The organism is Photobacterium obscurum, assembly GCF_026191635.1.
Taxonomy (GTDB): Bacteria; Pseudomonadota; Gammaproteobacteria; order Enterobacterales; family Vibrionaceae; genus Photobacterium; species Photobacterium obscurum.
This window is the reverse complement of the sequence record NZ_JAKRRW010000031.1, coordinates 1-15,569: the sequence shown is the minus strand read 5'-3', so window position 1 is coordinate 15,569 and position 15,569 is coordinate 1. Positions and strand designations below refer to the sequence as shown.

General features: G+C 49.5%; 13 protein-coding genes. 1 reads left to right on the top strand and 12 read right to left on the bottom strand.

The features are described 5' to 3' along the window. Positions 1–44: 44 nt before the first annotated feature. The 12 genes from motX to MD588_RS23775 all read right to left on the bottom strand — a co-directional run bounded on the left by motX (position 45) and on the right by MD588_RS23775 (position 13,303). On the bottom strand, positions 45–671 hold the full coding sequence (gene motX / locus MD588_RS23830) for a flagellar protein MotX (RefSeq protein WP_265700350.1): 627 nt from the start codon (positions 669–671) through the stop codon (positions 45–47). Between the two features lie 267 nt (positions 672–938). After that, the gene (locus MD588_RS23825) at positions 939–2,255 is read right to left on the bottom strand and encodes an adenylosuccinate synthase (RefSeq protein ID WP_265700349.1); all 1,317 of its coding nucleotides are present in this window, start codon (positions 2,253–2,255) and stop codon (positions 939–941) included. Between the two features lie 122 nt (positions 2,256–2,377). Further along, positions 2,378–2,572 (bottom strand): DUF2065 domain-containing protein, encoded by a 195-nt coding sequence (locus MD588_RS23820; protein ID WP_265700347.1) that lies wholly within the window; start codon positions 2,570–2,572, stop codon positions 2,378–2,380. A gap of 123 nt (positions 2,573–2,695) precedes the next feature. Then, entirely contained in the window at positions 2,696–3,688 is a 993-nt protein-coding gene (hflC, locus tag MD588_RS23815) for a protease modulator HflC (protein WP_265700346.1), read from the bottom strand. 2 nt (positions 3,689–3,690) lie between these two features. Beyond that, positions 3,691–4,851, bottom strand: a complete 1,161-nt coding sequence (hflK, locus tag MD588_RS23810; RefSeq protein ID WP_265700344.1) for an FtsH protease activity modulator HflK — start codon at positions 4,849–4,851, stop codon at positions 3,691–3,693. 57 nt (positions 4,852–4,908) lie between these two features. Beyond that, on the bottom strand, positions 4,909–6,198 hold the full coding sequence (hflX, locus tag MD588_RS23805) for a ribosome rescue GTPase HflX (protein ID WP_265700343.1): 1,290 nt from the start codon (positions 6,196–6,198) through the stop codon (positions 4,909–4,911). A 26-nt stretch (positions 6,199–6,224) separates the two neighbouring features. Then, complete coding sequence (gene hfq / locus MD588_RS23800; RefSeq protein WP_075767857.1) at positions 6,225–6,494, bottom strand: RNA chaperone Hfq; 270 nt, start codon at positions 6,492–6,494, stop codon at positions 6,225–6,227. An 86-nt stretch (positions 6,495–6,580) separates the two neighbouring features. Further along, positions 6,581–7,516: a tRNA (adenosine(37)-N6)-dimethylallyltransferase MiaA gene (miaA, locus tag MD588_RS23795; RefSeq protein WP_265700342.1), complete on the bottom strand. Its 936-nt coding sequence runs from the start codon at positions 7,514–7,516 to the stop codon at positions 6,581–6,583. Further along, positions 7,509–9,605, bottom strand: coding sequence for a DNA mismatch repair endonuclease MutL (mutL, locus tag MD588_RS23790; protein ID WP_265700341.1), 2,097 nt, complete (start codon positions 9,603–9,605; stop codon positions 7,509–7,511). Before mutL ends, miaA begins: the two co-directional genes overlap by 8 nt. A 19-nt stretch (positions 9,606–9,624) precedes the next feature. Then, complete coding sequence (locus tag MD588_RS23785) at positions 9,625–11,337, bottom strand: N-acetylmuramoyl-L-alanine amidase (protein WP_265700340.1); 1,713 nt, start codon at positions 11,335–11,337, stop codon at positions 9,625–9,627. Positions 11,338–11,342: 5 nt separating this feature from the next. Beyond that, the gene (gene tsaE, locus MD588_RS23780; protein WP_265700339.1) at positions 11,343–11,807 is read right to left on the bottom strand and encodes a tRNA (adenosine(37)-N6)-threonylcarbamoyltransferase complex ATPase subunit type 1 TsaE; all 465 of its coding nucleotides are present in this window, start codon (positions 11,805–11,807) and stop codon (positions 11,343–11,345) included. An 8-nt stretch (positions 11,808–11,815) separates the two neighbouring features. Continuing rightward, on the bottom strand, positions 11,816–13,303 hold the full coding sequence (locus MD588_RS23775; protein ID WP_265700337.1) for an NAD(P)H-hydrate dehydratase: 1,488 nt from the start codon (positions 13,301–13,303) through the stop codon (positions 11,816–11,818). Between the two features lie 237 nt (positions 13,304–13,540). On the opposite strand from MD588_RS23775, the gene queG reads away from it, so the two are divergent. Next, positions 13,541–14,668: a tRNA epoxyqueuosine(34) reductase QueG gene (queG, locus tag MD588_RS23770; protein ID WP_265700399.1), complete on the top strand. Its 1,128-nt coding sequence runs from the start codon at positions 13,541–13,543 to the stop codon at positions 14,666–14,668. Positions 14,669–15,569 lie beyond the last annotated feature (901 nt).

Below are 15,569 nucleotides of genomic sequence, written 5' to 3'. Positions count from 1 at the left end.
GCAGGCCTCTCTTTTTACATTGGTGGTAATCAACTCTTGCAGCCTTACCAAAAAGTATCACGCCGCTTCGCTCTGGCAATGACATTGCCCGGCATACGGGTTTCCAAGCTGCGACGCAAACGGGTAATTTTACTGTGAGTGGTTCGACTGGCAGTAACGGTGTTATACAACCAGCGATAGGCGTCTTCAAAATCCAACGGACTGCCGTAGTTGCTCAGCAATAATTCGGCGAGCTGAATACGGGCATCGACATTGCCCATGGATGCGGCTTCTCGCAGGTAGGGGATCGCCCGCTCCCGGTCCTGCTGAACCAAGGTGCCAGTCGCGTAGTAGCGACCCAGCTGCTCCAAGGCCGCGGGGGAACCCTGATGAGCGGCAGACTGCATGTAATACACACCCAGCTCGACATCACGATCGACACAGACTCCCCATGCCAGCATATCGCCATACAGAAATTGGTAGGCCGGTGATTCAACACGTATAGCACGTGCTTCAATATCCTGCACGAGCTGGCAATCATCCGCTTTCACCTGCTTCAACTGACTATTAGTGTCAAACAGCCGGATTAGTTCTGCTTCGGTATATACCGGGACCGCCTCACCTACATCCTCTAATGCATGGGCAGGTGTCGCAGCCAGCAATGTAGAAAGAAGCAGTGTGTGCAGTTTCATTCACTAATCTCTGTTGAACCGTAGATAACTTATCGGCGAGAAAGGATCAGACTTTAATCTCTTTATTAAAAAAACGGCAATTTTTTGCCGCTGCAATTCATTACACGGCAAGAAATTTGACGCAACTCCCTTTAATCAAATTTGGAAGCAAAGCCCACACTGAAATCAACGGTGTGTCATCCCATCCAGCGCGGGTAAAACCGCAGGCATAAAAAAACCAACCCCTAGAGGTTGGTTTTTTCTAATCATGCTCATCAATATCGATGATTACTCACCGTATGGGTGAACCTTGATGATTGTCTCGTTACGGTCAGGACCAGTAGAGATGATGTCGATTGGCACACCAGTTAGCTCTTCGATACGTGCAATGTAATCTAGAGCCGCTTGTGGAAGTGCATCCAGAGACTTAGCACCGAAGGTAGTTTCAGACCAGCCAGGCATTGTTTCGTAGATTAGTTCCAGATCTTCGTAAGCATCAGCCGCCATTGGAGATACTTCTAGGATTTTGCCATCTTTAGTCTTGTAGCCAGTACAGATCTTGATTTCTTTCAGGCCATCCAATACGTCTAGCTTGGTTAGGCAGAAACCAGAGATTGAGTTGATCTGAATTGCACGACGCATAGCAACCGCATCAAACCAACCAGTACGACGTAGACGACCAGTCGTTGCGCCAAACTCGTTACCTACTTCACCTAGGTGCTTACCAACTGGGTCTTGCTTATCTAGACCATCGTATAGCTCAGTCGGGAATGGGCCTGCACCAACACGGGTACAGTATGCTTTCGCGATACCCAGGATGTAACCCAGGTGACGAGGACCGAAACCAGAACCTGCAGCAACACCACCAGCCGTCGTGTTTGAAGAGGTTACGTACGGGTAAGTACCGTGGTCGATATCAAGTAGTGTACCTTGCGCACCTTCGAACATGATCTTGTCGCCACGCAGACGAGCATCATCAAGTTCTTTAGTTACGTCGATAACCATTGAAGTTAGAATATCAGCCTGAGACATGATGGTCTCAAGTACTTCATCGTAGCTTACAGGCTCGGCATTGTAGTAATGCTCAAGCTGGAAGTTGTGGTAAGCCATAACTTCTTTAAGCTTCTCAGCAAATGCTTCTTTATCGAATAGATCGCCAACACGTAGGCCACGACGAGCAACTTTATCTTCGTAAGCAGGACCGATACCACGACCAGTAGTACCAATTGCTTTTTTACCGCGAGCAATTTCACGCGCCTGGTCTAGTGCGATGTGATACGGAAGGATTAGCGGACAAGCTTCTGACAGGAACAGACGTTCACGAACTGGAATACCACGCTCTTCTAGCGGGCCCATTTCTTTCATCAGTGCATCGGGAGAAAGTACAACACCGTTACCGATGATACATTTAACGTTGTCACGCAGGATACCTGATGGGATCAGGTGAAGGACAGTTTTTTCACCGTCAATGACAAGAGTGTGACCTGCATTGTGGCCACCTTGGTAGCGTACTACATACTTTGCATCTTCGGTCAAAAGATCAACGATCTTACCCTTACCTTCGTCACCCCATTGGGTGCCAAGAACGACTACATTATTTGCCATCTTTCTTCGTCTATCAGTAGTTAAAAAGGGATTCTAGCACCTTAAAGGACGCCTTGCAGTCATTTTTTAACCATAGGGAATAATTCTGCAAGAAGAGTGTCACGGTTGCATGCCAGGGCGATTTACATACTAGTGTACATCATGTAAGCGATAACGCTGCCAGCGGCCACTAAGCAACCGCCAATTCGGCGCAGGGTATTATCATCTTGCTGGCTCAGCTGACTGACCATCTCACGCCAGCCTCTTGGCGCAAGCAATGGCCCAAGCCCTTCAAAAACCAGCACTAAACCTAGAGCTAACCAGATTGCTTTACTCATTGTTACTACCTTTATCTTGCTAATCGTACAAAAAGAGGCACCGCATATTGATGCCTGATTATTATCTGACGACAAAAAAAAAGACAAGGCCGAAGCCTTGTCTTTATGCTTATCAGTATCGGCTTAGTTAGTACCGCTTGATTCTTTCATGTACTTGAAGAAGTCAGTATTTGGATCAACCACCAAGATATCGTTCTTCGAATTGAAGCTGTTCTCGTACGCTTTCAAAGAACGCAGGAAGTTATAGAACTCCGGATCCTTGTTGAACGCTGAAGAGTAAATCTCTGCCGTTTTTGCATCAGCCGTACCGCGTACAACACGTGCCTGACGATCAGCTTCGGCCAGGATTTTCGCCACTTCCAGCTCAGATTGAGCGCGGATAACTTCCGCTTTCTCACGACCTTGAGAGCGGTGCTTACGCGCGACAGACTCACGCTCGGCACGCATACGACGATAGATAGACTCACTGATTTCATCAGGCAAGTTGATTTTCTTCATACGGAAGTCAACCACTTCAACACCCAAGTCTTTCATTGCGCTTATCTTGATATCAGCCAGTACATTAGCCATGATTTGATCACGCTGGCCTTCCACCTCTTTGCGAGGAGCGACCTCTGCAACAATTTCTGTAGCAGGAGCATCATCTAACTCAGAAGTCTCCTCAACAGCATTACTGTTACGGTCAGGGCCGGAAACGATTTGCTTGATCTCACGCGAACCAATTTCAGAACGCAGGCTATCAACCACTTTACGTTTCAGTAGCGCTTCTGCCGTTGAAGCATCACCGCCACCGGTTGTCAGGTAGTACTGACCGAAATCTTCGATACGCCATTTTACATAGGTATCGATGATCACGTCTTTTTTCTCTGACGTTACAAAGCGGTCGGCCTGGTCATCCATGGTCTGGATACGAGCATCAAGCATACGTACACGGTCGAATACCGGCACCTTGAAGTGCAGACCCGGTTCGTAGATACGTGCAATTTCAGTATTGTTGTCTTTCAGGATCCGGCCAAACCGAACCACAATACCGCGCTCGCCTTCCTGTACGATGAACATCGACATCAGCAGCGCGGCAATAAAGATGACAATCACTGGGATCATTAACTTACGCATAATTAATATCTCCCTTGACGGCCAGTATCGCCACGCGGAGCCGTGGATATAGGGGCTGTTGTTTCGACTTTCTCAAGCTCAATACCGTAGGAGCCGCTTGATGTGCTGCTCTTAGGCTTGCTGCCCTGCTCAGACGGGTTAATCAATTTGTCTAACGGCAGGTACAACAAGTTGCCGCTGGAGTTGGAATCAACCATTACCTTGCTGGTGTTGCCGTATACGCGTTCCATCGTTTCCAGATACAGGCGGTTACGGGTAACTTCCTGGGCAGCCTGGTATTCTGGAAGTAGCTTCTCAAACTGTGCCACTTCACCGAGCGCACCGTTGATTGCCTTCTCAGAATAACCTTCAGCCTCCTTCTTCAGACGCTCCGCACGACCGGTCGCTTTCGGCAAGATATCATTGCTGTAGGCCTCGGCTTCACGAACGAAACGCTCTTCATCTTCTCGCGCTGCGATAGCATCATCAAACGCATCTTTCACCGCTTCCGGCGGACGCGCTGACTGGAAGTTCACATCGACAACGAAAATACCCATATCATAGGTCTGGATAATCTTGTCGATCGCTTCCTGGGTGTTGGCACGAATAGTCTGACGGCCCGTCGTCAATGCCTCATCCATCGCCGAGTCACCAATTACCGCACGCAGTGCTGAATCGGTAGCCTGACGCAAACTGTCATCGGCGTTGGTCACGCTAAACAGATACTTGTTGGCATCTGACACACGGTACTGAACATCCATTTCAACTTTCAGTACGTTTTCGTCTTTGGTCAGCATAAGGCCGGAGCTGCGCAGAGAACGGATAGCCTGAACGTTGACTGGTGTCACTTCGTCAATGAACGTCGGCTTCCAATTCAGACCAGGATCGACCATCTCGTAAAACTTACCAAAGCGTAGAACCACGCCTCGCTCCGCTTCACCAATGGTATAGAAACCAGAGAAACCCCATACCGCAGCAGCTAGTACCGCTATCGCCCCCAAACCGGCAGCACTGCCACCAGCCGAAGGTCCTTTTTTATTTCCCAAAATGCCACCGAACTTACGACTCAGTTTTGAAAAAACCTCATCGAGATCCGGTGGACCTTGATCACGACCACCGCGATTATTATTCCCCCAAGGGTCTTTATCACGGCCGCCGTTGTTTCCAGGCTCATTCCACGCCATTATAGAACTCCATCAATATGATATGACGACAGTTTTTCTTATTACTCTAGCAGTCCATTAAGCAACGATAAAGTCATCTAACGAAGTACTTTCTCTTTTTTGTAACCGAGACCACTCTGCCAACGGTAAACGAATATCAATCGTCAGGCTGCCATCAGACTCATATTCTTCGCGCAAAATACATCCAAGCTGATAAAACTTACTGCGATAGCGACCAATCAGATGTGGCGGCAAGCACAAAGTGTGTTTCACCATAGTGCCAGACAAACGTTCGGTGAGCGCTTCAAACAGCAGGTCGATACCCACCCCTTCAATCGCTGACACCCAAACTCGACGGGGAATCCCGTCTTCGTCTCTTTCGATACGCGGCTCGGCCCCATCCAGATTGTCGATTTTGTTCATCACAATAAGGACCGGTACGTCATCGGCATCGATCTCTTCCAGCACGTTATTTACCGCATCAATATTGTCGCGAAAACGCTCATCACTCGCATCCACCACATGCAATAACAAACTTGCTTCTTGGGTTTCTTTCAGTGTTGCCTTGAATGCAGCCACCAAATCATGGGGTAAGTGACGAATAAACCCAACGGTATCCGCTAAAATCGATGGGCCGACATCGGCAACGTCAATCTTGCGCAGGGTTGGATCCAGGGTCGCAAACAACTGATCGGCCGCATAGACCCCAGCATTTGTGACTCGGTTGAACAACGTCGATTTACCCGCATTGGTATAGCCAACCAATGAGAGAGTGGGTATTTCAGCCCGGTTTCTGGCTCTACGCCCCTGATCACGCTGCTTCGAAACCTTTTCCAATCTACGTAAGATTGTTTTGATCCGGTCTCGTAATAAACGGCGATCCGTTTCCAGCTGAGTTTCACCCGGACCACGCAAGCCGATACCACCTTTCTGTCGTTCAAGGTGAGTCCAACCGCGGATCAATCGAGTAGAAATATGGCGTAGCTGAGCAAGCTCAACCTGTAGCTTACCCTCATGGGTACGCGCGCGCTGGGCAAAAATATCGAGGATCAGACCCGTACGGTCTAATACCCTACATTTGCATATCTGCTCCAAATTACGCTCTTGCGCTGGAGAGAGGGAGTGGTTGAATATCACGATCTCGGCTTCTTCAGCTCGAACCGCTTCGGCAATTTCCTGTGCTTTACCTTCGCCCACGTAATACTTAGGGTGGGGAGTTTTACGACTACCTGTAATAACACGTAGCGTATTCACTCCCGCCGAGGAGACCAGCATTTCACACTCGCTTAAGTCTTCCCATTCCCCTTCTTGCGTGAAGTTGATATGAACAAGAATAGCCTGCTCACCGGCTTCATAACGGTCAAACAAGCAATCAACTCCTTATCGAAGAATAATTATTCTTCTGTTTTCTCTTGAGAACGCTCAGCAGGAGCCGGACGGTCGCCTGCATGGTGGTGGTTCACTGGACGAGCCGGAACCACAGTAGAGATCGCATGCTTATATACCATCTGATTAACAGTGTTTTTAAGTAGGATCACAAACTGATCAAACGACTCGATCTGGCCCTGAAGTTTGATGCCATTAACCAAGTAAATAGAGACCGGTATTCTTTCACGACGCAGCGCATTCAAAAACGGGTCTTGCAAAGATTGCCCCTTAGCCATTATTTCTTTTCCTTATTTGTTTGTAGTTGTATTTAGCAACGAACAAAATTAAAAATACGCAAAACAGTTGAGAGTATACACGCTAATCAAACATCACATCTAACTGAGTTTGTGACGGTTTGTAACGCAGCATCCACATCACTGCTATCCAACCACGTCAAATCTTTCCAGCCGCGAAGCCAGGTAATTTGACGTTTCGCCAATTGACGGGTAGCGCAGATTCCACGAAAAACCGCTTCTTCCAAATCACAATTCCCGTCCAAGTAATCCCACATCTGTCGATATCCAACACAACGTATTGATGGAAGATCGGGGTGCAGATCACCTCGCTCATACAAGGCACGAACTTCCTGTTCAAAACCTGCTTCGATCATTTTGTCAAAACGTTGCTCTATCCGTTGATGTAGGACAGCCCTATCCTTGGGTGTTATTGCAAATTGATGAACCTTGTACGGCAAAGATTCACCTTGAGTCTTGGTTAACTCTGTTAAAGTTTTACCTGAAATACGGAAAACTTCCAATGCCCGAGATAAGCGCTGCGGATCATTAGGATGAATCCTGGCTCCGGAGACCGGATCAATCCGCACCAGTTCCTCGTGCAATGCCTGCCAGCCTTTCTCTTGTGCTTCTCGCTCAATTTCAGCTCGGATCTCAGGATCTGCGGCTGGCAATGGCGATAAACCTTCCAGTAAAGCCTTGTAGTACAACATAGTACCACCAACCAGCAAGGGAATTCGCCCTGCTGCAACTATATCAGCCATTTCTTTCAGTGCATCAGCACGAAAGTCTGCAGCGGAATAACTTTGCGCTGGATCACGAATATCAATCAGACGGTGGGGCGCTAATGAAAGTTCCCGCTCATCTGGCTTGGCTGTACCAATGTCCATATCTTTATAGATAAGGGCTGAATCAACACTTATCAACTCCACCGGTAACTGCTGGCGTAATCGAATGGCCAGATCGGTCTTGCCCGATGCGGTCGGCCCCATTAAAAAAATGGCCTGAGGTAATGGCTTACTCATAGTTAAATGCTTCTATTGCTGCGCCAACGTCAACCGGACGCAGCAAGTTTGGATAATAGTGTTCAAGCTCGCTTCCCCATAGTTGCTCCAGTTCAGTCACTAGCTGAATCGCCTGGGACAAACTAAACGCATCGGTAGGAATAACGAGCTGCGATGCCAACCAGTCAAGCAGCTTGTCCCAGCCTTGCGCTTCCGGATCCTCGGCTACCGAGGCCAAATACCCTAACAAGGCAGGAATGAGCTGCTGGAGGTTTTGCTGCCTAAGCGGCATACAGACCGACATTATAATCAATCCGGTTTTGCCCTTGGCTTTAAGATTTATACCCAGTTGCTTGAGTAACTGGGCATGCTGCTCGGCACATTCTATCATGCCTGACTCGACCGGTACTGAATGCGGGATCAGTAATGGCTGAGGTTTTAACCCTTCGGTCTGAGCCAAATGCAGCTGACCTTTGCTGCGCAGGCGCTGGGCGTAATCGAGCGATAGCACAAATACTCCGTTATCCCGGCTAAGCAGCAGGTAACGCTGCTCGCTCAGACACAGTGCCTTGCCCAAGCCAATACCATTTTGTGCATCAATGGCAGTCTGCCGCACCGGCGGTGACATGGCAGAGGTACTCGGTTCCTGAGAATAACTTGTTCGAAGCGGCTCTGGTGCAGACGATGGGGAAGCCACCGCTGTTGATGTTGGTGCCGGAGAAGGACGAACGAACTCCTCCTGCTCAGGCGTCTGCATCAGTTGTTGGTAGGCACTAACTTCGCGTTTAGACGGCGCTTCATTGCCAAACTGGCGTGCCTGCCCCTTCTGATTAAATGGTGCGCCCGACGAACTACGGCTGCCAGTACGATTCTCACTGGCACGGTTAGGCTGGCCTCCCTGCCCTTGAGAACGGGCTGACGATGTCGGCTCGTTCGAAGTGGGTAACCACTCACTCGGCTGGGCTTTGCTGGGATAATCTGGGGTACGCGCTACCGCCGACATCAGCGGAGAGGGCTCCGAGATTTCATTAACCGAAGCCGGCTCAGCAGATGGCGTGGCGATCGCACTGGCCCGCTGAGGCGGTTGATACAGGTGTTCGTCGCCCTCCAATAGGCTTTGCTGCAGCGCGCTCTGTAACCCCTGGCAAATAAAATCATGAACCAGACGCGCCTGATGGAAACGCACCTCGTGCTTGGCTGGATGGACATTGACATCAACCTGGTGCGGATCGACCTCGATAAACAGGACATAGGCGGCATATTGATCCGCCGCCAGGCTGGTTTCATAGGCTTGGCGAATAGCATGGTTGATGAGCTTATCTTTCATCATCCGGCCATTCACGTAGCAATACTGAATATCGTTCTGGGCTCTAGCTCCCTGCGGGCTGCAAATCCAGCCCGACAGCTTGAGATCACCGTGCTCCAGCTCAACAGCCAATGCATGATTGAGGAAGTTGGAACCACATACTGCTGCCAACCGGCGCTCTTTTTGTACCTGTGTCTGGGCGGCGCGGTACTGGCGGATCATCTTCCCGTTATGGCGCAAGTTGATGGTGACATCGAGCCGGCTCAGGGCGATCCGTTTAAGCAGCTCATCAATATGGCTGAACTCGGTTTTCTCGGTACGCAGGAATTTGCGTCGGGCCGGGGTATTAAAAAACAGATCCAGCACTTCCAGCGTGGTGCCCACGGGGTGCGCTGCCGGTTTAAGCTGCACATCCATATCACGCCCTTCCGCATACGCCGACCAGGCTTCTGCCTGCTCAGCAGTTTTGGAGGTCAGAGTTAAGCGAGACACCGAACTGATACTCGCCAAGGCTTCACCGCGGAAGCCAAGGCTCACTATCGCTTCAAGATCATCGAGTGAGGTGATCTTCGAGGTCGCATGACGGCTCAGCGCCAAGCTAAGTTCGTCTTTAGGGATCCCTTTACCGTTATCGCGAATACGAATGGTACGGCTACCGCCCTTATCGATATCAATATCAATCCTAGTGGCACCGGCATCCAAACTGTTTTCAACCAGCTCTTTGACCACCGAGGCGGGGCGTTCAACAACTTCACCAGCGGCAATTTGGTTCGCCAGGCGGGCGGGCAAGATCTGAATCGGCATAATTCACTTCTGGATATGGTTAACTTCTAGGAATAGTTAGCTTTTGACCTACGGCCAGTTTATCTGAGCTTAGCTTATTTGCTTGGCGGAGACTATTCACGCTGATCCCATAATGGGAAGCAATTTTGCCCAAAAACTCACCACGCTTAACCGTATGATTAATCGCCTTGCGGTTACTGGTGTCGATCTTCAACTTCTGGCCGATGGCCAACTCGTCGGATCGTAGGTTATTCATCCCACGGATACTAGCCACAGTGACACCATAATTGGCGGCAATTTTGCCTAGAAACTCACCGCGCTTCACCGTGTGAGTAATCGTTTTAACCGGGCGCTTCTCAACTGACGAGGATTTTACCGATGCCTTACTGGCAACAGCCACTGGCGTACCACCCGGAATAACCAGTACCTGACCGATTTTCAGCGTGTTGCTCTTCAGGTTGTTGGCCTTTTTCAATGCCGTCACCGAAGTGCCATATTTGCTGGCAATCACACTCAGGGACTGGCCAGAGGTTACCTTATGCTTCACCCCGCCTTTTCTAGAGGCGAACAAAGTGCCTTCCGGCGGTTTCTCATTAAAGTAGGCAAGCACCCCTTTATACACGGCATTCGCCAGCTTATTCTGGTGCGACTTGGTATTTAGCAACCGCTCTTCTTTCGGGTTGGTGATAAATCCGGTTTCAACTAGCAGCGACGGAATATCCGGAGATTTCAACACCGCCAGGCTAGCATGCTCCGGCTTGCTTTTATGCAGCGTCGTCACCTTACTGAGCTCCCTCAAGACACGGCTCGCGACGTCGTAGCCCTCTTTCTGCGAATGGCTGAACTGCAGATCCAGCACGGCCATACTGAGGTACTGATCATCATTGCCGCCAGAAAGCACATCGCCCCCGCCCAATAGCTCAGATTGCTTTTCATGCTGCTCAAGCCAGCGACCAATCTCACTGTTGGCGCGGCGGGTATTGAGCACCCAAACCGAGGCTCCTCGCGGATGCGGTTTGTGGAAACCATCAGCATGGATTGATACAAGCAGGTGAGCCTTATTCCGGCGAGCGATATCCGAACGCTTGTTGAGGTTTACGAAGTAGTCTGCCTGGCGGGTCAATACCGCTTTCATGCCCGGCGTAGCATTAATCTTCGCCGCGACTTTCTTCGAGATATCTAAAGTGACATTTTTCTCATATTTTCGGCTTGGGCCAATTGAGCCGGGATCTTCCCCGCCATGCCCCGCATCGATGGCGACAATAATGTCATCATTGCCATAAGGCAACAGAGCCTGCTGATTGGTTACCGACTTCTTGGGGGCGACTGGCTGGCTTTTCACCGCCTTCTTGCTATGTGGAAGATCCAAGACCAGACGATGGCTGTAATGGCCATCAGGGGTCGGAGCCAACTTGAAGATATTCGGGTTTGTCCCGACTTTGGTCTCAAAAACCAAGCGATACGTCCCTTTCTCCGGCGCACCGCTGCTTCGGATTTTGGTTAATACCGCACTGTTGCTCACCTTTATTGGCAGCTTGGTTTTCAGCGTAGTCTTTTTTAAGTCAACAACTAACCGTGCCGGCTTCGTCAACGTAAAGTAGGAAAAAGCCGCCTCGTCCTGTAAGTCCAGTACCACTCGGGTTTCATCGGGGGCTGGCCAAACACGGATCCCCTTTAGCTCATTAGCCATGGCTACCGAGCTAAATACCCCAATCCCTAGAACAATAACCTGCAATAAAGCCCGTAATGACATCCTGATCAACACAACTCCAAACGTTTGATCAACTCTAGACCATAATCATTATTAGCGGTAATCACAACTTTGCGCTGCTCACCGTAATAACGCATATCAATTTCCAGATCAGGTGCCGGCAATAGGCCCTCACCTTTTTCCGGCCATTCCACCAGACAAATCGCATCATCCGTGAAATAGTCGCGGATCCCCATAAATTCCAGCTCTTCCGGATCAGCAAGGCGGTACAAGTCAAAATGGTATACCTGCCATGGCGGCAGCTCATAAGGTTCAACCAAGGTGTACGTTGGGCTTTTCACATTGCCTTGGTGACCCAATGCACGAATAAAGCCTCGACTGAAGGTGGTTTTCCCTGCCCCCAAGTCACCATGCAGGTAAATGGTTGTCTGACGTTTACATGCCTTTGCCAGGTGAAGGCCTAAATCTACGGTTGCCTGCTCATCAGCAAGAAGGGTTTCAAATGTTTGCATTGTTATCTTTATCTTGGGTTTACTAATTGTCGAATATAAGGAAAAAGATCACTGGCCAATAAGCCTCGCTCACCTTCCCGAGCACAGCAATCAGCCGCTGTGCTATGAATCCAAACGCCTACTCTGGCAGCTTCTGATAAGGATAAGTCCTGCCCTGCCAAAGCACCTATAATGCCAGACAACACATCGCCCATGCCACCAGTAGCCATGCCCGGATTCCCCGCGGTACATACCCAGATCTGCTGGCCATCACAAATCAGTGTACCGGCACCTTTCAATACCACTACACCACCATACTTCTGTTGCAGCAACCGCACCGCGCCGTAGCGGTCTGCTTCTACGATTGCTACTGTCGTATTCAACAACCGGGCAGCCTCGCCCGGATGGGGGGTTATTATACGATTATTTTTATAGTCTGGAGAGAGGGCCAATAAGTTCAATCCATCAGCGTCGATAATCATTTTTTTATCGCAAGCAGAAAAATGAAAAAATAACGCTTTGCTCCAGTCGCTCTGTCCTAGCCCCGGTCCTATCACAATGACATCCGCCCACTCGAGCCGCTGGCTGATTTCATGGGCCTTGTCCTGCCATCCCTGTACCATTATTTCAGGCCGGGCCGTCACAATTGACAACACATTGTCAGGTTGAGTGATCACTGCCGTTAGCCCGGCACCGGCTCTAGCGCAGGCTTCTGCCGCCAAGCGGATCGCCCCGGCCATCCCGAGCTCACCACCGGCACATAACACCCGACCATGATCGCCTTTATGCGCCGCACGCGTACGCGGCGGCAAACAACGCTCGATTTCAGGCAAGGTTATCCGGTTTGAAGACGGTACACACTGCTGTTGAAACGCTTGTTCTACTCCCAAACCGGAAAAATAAACCTCACCACAGAAGTTTGCAGCCCGTCCGGTACACAAACCTTGCTTCACCCCAATAAAAGTGACTGTCGACTGGGCACAAATAACGGGGCCCAGTTCCGCCCCCGTATCGGCACATAGCCCCGACGGCACATCCACGGCAATCACCGGGCAACCGGACTGGTTAACGGTATTAATCAAAGCGGCACTATCTTCACGTACACGCCCTTTCAATCCCGTACCAAGCAACGCATCGACGACCACCTCAACCGAGGCGGGAACCGTATACTCTGGCTGCTCGATTTTTCCGCCACTGGCTAACCAAGCATCACGAGCAACAGCCGCATCGCCGGTCAGCCGCTCTGCACATCCCAGTTGCCACAGTCTCACCGTCATGCCCGACTCTCGAGCCAGTCTGGCAACGACATAACCATCACCACCGTTATTACCGCCACCACAGCAGATCAATAGTGATTGAGCTTCAGGGCAGTGTTGACGCAAAACAGAAAATACCGCCTCGCCAGCTCTTTCCATCAGCTGATACATCTCTAGCTGCATCGCCTGGGCAGCCAGTTGTTCCCCCTGGCGAACCTGTTCGGCCAGATATAGTTGTATCGGTAATTGTGAAGTCACCATGGTATGTCTTTACCTCTGAACCTCTAACGTTATTTCGCAGCCGCCCATATAAACCCAAGTCGGGCAAGCAAAACGCATAATGAACAGATAGTGCCCAAAACTACAGCTTGGCACAATGTCAAAAAAGCATTTCTGCTCCCATTCCTACTGACTTTTCTAATATCAGTGAAAGCTATTATGATTGTGGTACACTTCGGCCCCCAAGAATTCAGCCACACTGTGAATCAGACCATGAACATCGACTACAGCGAACTGACCCAGAAAATCAAACAATGGGGCAAAGAACTCGGCTTCCAGCAAGTAGGGATCAGCGATATTGATCTTCAACAGCATGAAGCCCAGTTACAGCGTTGGATTGATGCTGGCTTTCACGGTGAAATGGATTGGATGGCCCGACATGGCATGATGCGGGCTCGCCCTGCCGAGCTGCACCCCGGCACTATCCGGGTCATCAGTGTACGAATGAACTACCTGCCACCTGAAGCAGGATTTGCCCAAAGCCTCAACAAGCCCGAGACAGCCTACATCAGCCGCTACTCGCTAGGCCGCGATTACCATAAACTTATTCGCAACCGATTGAAGCGCCTTGGCCAGATGATAGAAAAAGAAGTCGGCGAATTTGGTTACCGTCCTTTTGTCGACTCTGCCCCTATTTTAGAGCGGCCACTGGCAGAAAAAGCCGGGCTGGGATGGACAGGCAAGCATTCACTCATCCTCAATAAAGATGCTGGATCATGGTTTTTCCTCGGTGAGCTACTCATCGATTTGCCACTCCCCGTCGACCCACCAGCTCAGAACCAGTGCGGAAAGTGTGTCGCCTGCCTGACCAGCTGCCCGACTGGTGCCATCGTCGAAAATGGTGTGGTTGATGCCAGACGCTGTATTTCCTACCTAACCATTGAATTTGACGGCATCATTCCGGAAGAATTTCGCGAGCCGATCGGTAACCGCATATATGGCTGTGATGACTGTCAGTTAGTTTGCCCATTTAACCGTTTCTCGGAAATTACCGACGAAAGCGACTATCATTGTCGTGACAGCTTATATCGGCAACCACTGCACACCCTCTTTGCATGGACTGAGCAGCAATTTTTAAAAAATACTGAAGGCTCGGCGATTCGTCGTATTGGCCATATCCAATGGTTACGAAACCTAGCTATTGCCATGGGTAACGCCCCATACCATGCCGATATCATGACAGCCCTGCAACAGCGCCAGGGCGAAAACGAGGTGCTTGAGGTTCATATCCAGTGGGCACTACAAAAACAACAAGAAAAGCGCCAGGAAAATACGATTGAAGTACTACCGGCCAAAACTAAAAGGCTGATCAGAATCGTAGAGAAAGGCTTGCCGCGCGACGCTTAAGTCTTGTGATCTGACGTAATCGACTTTCAGCTCTCATACAAAGTGGGAGCTAAATCAGGCTTCTGCATGAATGTGGAAAACAATTTCATTCCCACCCATTTATACCCACCTATAAAATATTAAACACAGGCCCGAGATCTGTGAATCAAAACAGTTATCCCAAACCATGGTATATTGATCAAGCTGTATATAAGTATTGAATAAGGCCACCAAAGCCCAGCAATATCAACACCTTAAGCTGTTGATATTTTTTTGGTGATAACTGTTATTTTTTTCTTTCAGAAGGGGCGTGCGGAGTTATTCACACGGTGTCGGCACACGTAATCAACCGACTTACCCACAGATTAGTTTATGTGGATAAGTCTGTGTACGAACAGATAGATTTACCCAGATAGCAGGGCAACAGCCCAGAAAGCATCAGCTTTCAAGCAATTTGGAATACTGGATAAAGAGAGCAGATACGGTTCACAAGTCCTTTTCAGTAGCATATTGAGTGACTACTGGCATCAACAAAATCAAAGAGCATGTGTCGTAATTTGACACCAATACGTCTTCAGCGTATTGGCTACAGAGCATCATATTTACCTAAAACAAACGAGCCAGACCAATAAAGGCTGTCTCGGTAAATATTCTGATGATGTATTTGAAGCTGACTGCTTCTAATGGTTCCTGATAACCGTAGTTATGGAACTTTTGAGCAACACACAAAGTTATCGGTAGTCGAATAACTCAGGAATGCTGCATTGAGACTAATACTTCACAGTAGTAGTTTTGCCGTACCTATGCATCATGCATTGGCAGCAGAGTCGGAGTATCATGATTATCACAACACTCAAAGAAATTGGAGCGACACACGAGGTTCGAACTCGTGACCTCAACCTTGGCAAGGTTGCGCTCTACC